General features: G+C 40.9%; 4 protein-coding genes and 1 pseudogene. 4 read left to right on the forward strand and 1 reads right to left on the reverse strand.

From position 1 onward, the window contains the following. The coding region (locus AB3112_RS08345) for an aldose epimerase family protein (RefSeq protein ID WP_367334278.1) at window positions 1-860 on the reverse strand (860 nt) is incomplete at its 3' end. 186 nt (window positions 861-1,046) lie between these two features. On the opposite strand from AB3112_RS08345, the gene AB3112_RS08350 reads away from it, so the two are divergent. From AB3112_RS08350 to AB3112_RS08365, 4 genes and pseudogenes are all read left to right on the forward strand, one after another. Continuing rightward, a complete protein-coding gene (locus tag AB3112_RS08350; protein ID WP_179136536.1) occupies window positions 1,047-1,220 on the forward strand; it encodes a hypothetical protein in 174 nt (57 codons plus the stop codon). A 37-nt stretch (window positions 1,221-1,257) separates the two neighbouring features. After that, window positions 1,258-2,340, forward strand: a complete 1,083-nt coding sequence (locus AB3112_RS08355) for a GntR family transcriptional regulator (RefSeq protein WP_084974181.1) — start codon at window positions 1,258-1,260, stop codon at window positions 2,338-2,340. Between the two features lie 240 nt (window positions 2,341-2,580). Further along, window positions 2,581-3,954, forward strand: coding sequence for a sugar porter family MFS transporter (locus AB3112_RS08360; protein ID WP_084974183.1), 1,374 nt, complete (start codon window positions 2,581-2,583; stop codon window positions 3,952-3,954). Between the two features lie 59 nt (window positions 3,955-4,013). Then, window positions 4,014-4,727, forward strand: a pseudogene (locus AB3112_RS08365) (L-arabinose isomerase); the annotation flags it as partial.

Genomic DNA, 4,727 nt, shown 5'->3' on the forward strand with positions numbered 1-4,727 from the left:
CCTGACAAATCATCAGGGGTAAAGACAACCAATGCGTTACGCTTTGAACTGATTGAAACACTACGACCGGTTTCAGGATCTGATAATTTAGCGATTGGTTCATCGTCTTGATGATCGTTGATTTCAAAGACCTCGTCGTAACTGTGGCCAACTTCAGCCTTCATGTCGGCGATACCGACTTTGAGGTTTTGACCATTACGGAAGTCATAAGGTGTGTCGTCAACGGGTACTTTCTTTCCAGTTGGTGTTTTATCTTTATTTAGTTCAAGATATTTGTCCGCATTAATTTGAAGTAAGTGACCGTTAATGCCCTCGCCTTCGCTTAAGTTGAAGTACAGGTGTTGTGTCGGGTTAAACAGTGTATCAGCGTCGCTCTTGGCGCTATAAGTAGCGGTCAACTCATTGTCATTGTTGAGTGAGAAGGTAATCTTAACGTCGATGTTACCAGGGAATGAATCATCCGAAGAATTGATGTGTTTAGTGAAGACAATTGTGTCATCGTCAAATGAACCGTCCCAGATCTGGGTGTTGAATCCGTGAGGGCCACCGTGCAATGTCGTCGTTCCTTCGTTTTGGTCAACATGATATTCTTTATTGTTGAGCTTGAAAGTGCCCTTTGAAATTCGACCGGCAGTTCTACCAATGGCTTGGCAGAAATACTGGTTCTTCATTAACTCTTCACTGGTTGGAACGCTAACTAAAATGTTAGTTGGCTTGCCATCAGGACCCGGCACGTTAAATTCTTCCAGCGTTGCACCAAAGGTAATTGCGGAAACTGAAACGTTGTGATCGTTGGTAATCGTGAACTTCTCGATCTGTTGCCCGTCTAATTCATCAAACAGTTCTTTTTTGGTATTCATGTATATGGTCTCCTTAGGAAAAATAAATTACGGCTGTGAAACCGCTTTTATATGTATTATAATATCTTTTTGTACGGTGATGCAATACCAATTTTTTAATTTATCCGTATAATTCTATATAAATTTACCTCAAAGTATGCTATTATTATTACTAGAGTATTTTGACGAAAGACAAGAGGGTTCATTATGACGACAATGCTGTACGTTTTATCAGGAATTACCGATTTATTGATTATTGCCTTTATTTTTATGGCGATGTACGAGTTTGCCAGAAAAGACCAAACCAAACGCAATCACCACTTTGGCATCTGGGCCATTGTCTGTGTTTTCGTGACATTTGGTTTACTAATGCTCACATAGCCTGATTACCGACAATTTGAACGTGGGGGGACGAATCATGGAACCAAAGTACGTTAGAGTTAAGAAAAACATCAAATCAAATATTATTAATGGGAAATACAAAATCAACGAAAAAATCCCTACCGAGTCCGAATTGATGGCGATTTATAAAGTCAGCCGATATACGGTTCGGCGAGCTGTGGGCGATCTGGAACATGAGGGATATATCTATCGGGTTCAGGGCGGTGGTATGTACGTCAATGATTGGATTAACAATAAGGCTTCTTCGGATCGTTCCAACCAAAACGTGGGGGTTGTGACCACACATATTGCAAATTATATTTTTCCAAGCATTATTAGTGGAATCGATCAAGTGATTTCCGATGAGGGCTTGTCAATTTTAATTGGCAACACCCACGATGAGTATGTAAAAGAACGGCACAATTTATTGAACATGTTGGACAATGATGTGGTTGGTTTTATTATTGAACCAACTCGAAGTACATTGGACAACCCAAATTTGGATGTTTATCAGATGATCGTCGATTCTGGCAAGCCCGCCGTCTTCCTCAACGCGCATTATCCCCAGTTGGATTTTCCTTACGTTGAGACCAATGACACTGAAGCAGAAAAAACGCTGGTTGACTATTTATTGGATCATGGTCATGAACGGATACTGGGTGTCTTTCAAGTGGACGACCTTCAAGGAGTTCACCGAATGGACGGATTTATCAAGTCTTACCAGACACACCCAAACGTTTCAACTTCCGGGGACATTATGATGTACCGTTCAAGTGATAACATCAATGACGTTTTGGAAAAGATCAAAAACCGGGTTAGAGTTGAAATGAACGCTTTGCCAACCGCGATTGTCTGCTATAACGATCAATTAGCCATTGAGGTCATTGGTATGCTGAGTAAAGAGGGCATTTCGGTTCCTGATCAAATATCAGTTGCCGGCTTTGATGATTACCAAATTTCCAAATATATCGATCCTACTTTAACAACAATGATCCATCCTAAGCGCGAAATGGGACACACGGCTGCCCAACTTCTCCTGGATATGTTGGATGGAAAAGATGGCAGTTCCAAGATTTTAGATTCAAAATTAATTATACGAGCTTCAACTAAGCCGATTTAGTCGTTGGTTAAAAAATAATTGTGTCTATTCACTTCACTTGAAAGGGGGTGATACACCGCGGATTTCCCATCCGTGTTTTATTTTTCGCAAAAATTTTATGCTAACAAATAAAATATATCTTGATTTATGCGTATAAATATTTTATACTCTTTTTGTAAGCGATGTCAGAAACCGTTTGCAGTGCGCACAAAGTTTTTGCAATACATTTTGGAATATAAAATTACGAATGGGGTGCTCGTTTTGAAAAAGGTCACAAATAATGGCTTTATCTATACATTTGGAGCCTTAGGTGGTTTGCTCTTTGGTTACGATATTGCGTCAGTTTCTGGTGCAATTCTGTTTATTGAAAAGCAGCTTCACTTAGGACCATGGGAACAAGGTTGGGTTGTTAGTTCAGTTTTAATTGGTGCCATCATTGGTGCCTTGGCAACTAGTAAGTTTTTGGATACTTACGGACGTCGTAAGTTATTGATTTGGGCTTCAGTAATCTTCTTCATCGGTGCGATTACATCAGGATTTGCGCCAAACTTTGAAATTTTGGTTGGAACGCGTGTTGTCTTAGGTATTGGTGTTGGTATTACATCGGCATTGATTCCTGCTTATCTTCACGAACTTGCACCAAAGAGTATGCATGGTGCGGTTGCAACAATGTTCCAGTTGATGATCATGATTGGTATCTTGTTGGCATACATCTTGAACTACTCATTTGCTCACATGTATACTGGCTGGCGTTGGATGTTAGGTTTCGCTGCTTTACCAGCTTTCATTCTTTTCATTGGAGCACTTTTTCTTCCAGAAAGTCCTCGATTCCTTGTTAAGATTGGTCATACTGAAGAAGCCCGCGAAGTTTTGATGGACACCAACAAACATGATGCTAAGGCTGTTGACCTTGCACTTGGTGAAATTGAAGAAACTGCCAAAGCACCAGTTGGCGGCTGGAAAGAATTATTCGGTAAAGGCGTTCGTCCAGCATTGATTACTGGACTTGGCGTTGCCATCTTCCAGCAAGTTATTGGTAGTAACAGTGTTATCTTCTATGCACCAACAATCTTTACTGATGTTGGTTGGGGAGTTATCGCCGCATTACTTGCCCATATCGGAATTGGTGTTGTTAACGTTATTGTTACCGTTGTTGCAATGTTACTGATGGATAAAGTTGACCGGAAAAAGATGCTTGAGTTTGGTGCCGCAGGAATGGGCCTTTCATTGGTCGTTATGTACACCGTTCTTAAGTTCGATAACGGATCTCATACTGCCGCTATCGTAAGTGCACTGGCACTGACTGTTTATATCGCCTTCTATGCAACTACTTGGGCTCCAGTTACCTGGGTTCTGATTGGTGAAGTCTTCCCATTGAACATTCGTGGGTTGGGAACATCACTTTGTTCAGCAACCAACTGGTTAGCTGATATGGTCGTTTCATTGACCTTCCCAATGATGTTGAGCTCATGGGGCTTGGACAACGCGTTCCTGTTCTACGCTGTCATCTGTGGAATTGCCATTTGGGTATGCCACAGCAAGTTCCTTGAAACTCGTGGTAAGTCACTTGAAGAGATTGAACTTGATCTTCACAAGGCTGCCGGAGAAGATATTACAGCAGATGCCTCAAAATAGTTAACCACTTTTAGGCGAATCGTCTAAAAACTAATAAATCATCAAGAGGAGAGAAAATTATGTTACAAGTACCTGATTATGAATTTTGGTTTGTTACTGGTAGTCAACATCTTTACGGAGAAGAACAATTAAAATCCGTTGAAAAAGACGCCAAGGATATGGTTGATAAGTTAAATGCTTCAGGCAAATTACCTTACCCAATCGTATTCAAGATGGTTGCAACCACTGCAGATAGCATCACTCAGTTAATGAAAGATGTTAACTACAATGATAAAGTTGCTGGTATTATCACTTGGATGCACACATTCTCACCTGCTAAGAACTGGATCCGTGGAACTAAGTTACTTCAAAAGCCATTACTTCACTTGGCAACTCAGTACTTGGATCACATTCCATATGACACCATTGACTTCGACTACATGAACCTTAACCAAAGTGCTCATGGTGACCGTGAATACGGCTTTATCAATGTGCGTCTTCAAAAGCACAACAAGATTGTTTACGGCTACTGGGGTGATCCAGAAGTCCAAGACGAAATTGCTGACTGGGAAGATGTTGCAGTTGCTTATGACGAAAGCTTCAAGATCAAAGTTGCTCGTTTCGGCGATAACATGCGTAATGTTGCGGTTACTGAAGGTGACAAAGTTGAAGCTCAAATCCAATTTGGCTGGACTGTTGACTACTACGCACTTGGCGACTTGGTAGAATCAGTTAATGCTGTTCCTGAAAGTGACATTGACAAGAAGTACAAGGAATTACAAGATAAGTATGAA

Source organism: Lentilactobacillus sp., assembly GCF_040773105.1.
Lineage (GTDB): Bacteria > Bacillota > Bacilli > Lactobacillales > Lactobacillaceae > Lentilactobacillus > Lentilactobacillus parabuchneri.

Coding starts and splice junctions, on each gene's coding strand:
- AB3112_RS08350 (WP_179136536.1), top strand. CDS start 1,047: ATGACGACAATGCTGTACGTTTTATCAGGAATTACCGATTTATTGATT.
- AB3112_RS08355 (WP_084974181.1), top strand. CDS start 1,258: ATGGAACCAAAGTACGTTAGAGTTAAGAAAAACATCAAATCAAATATT.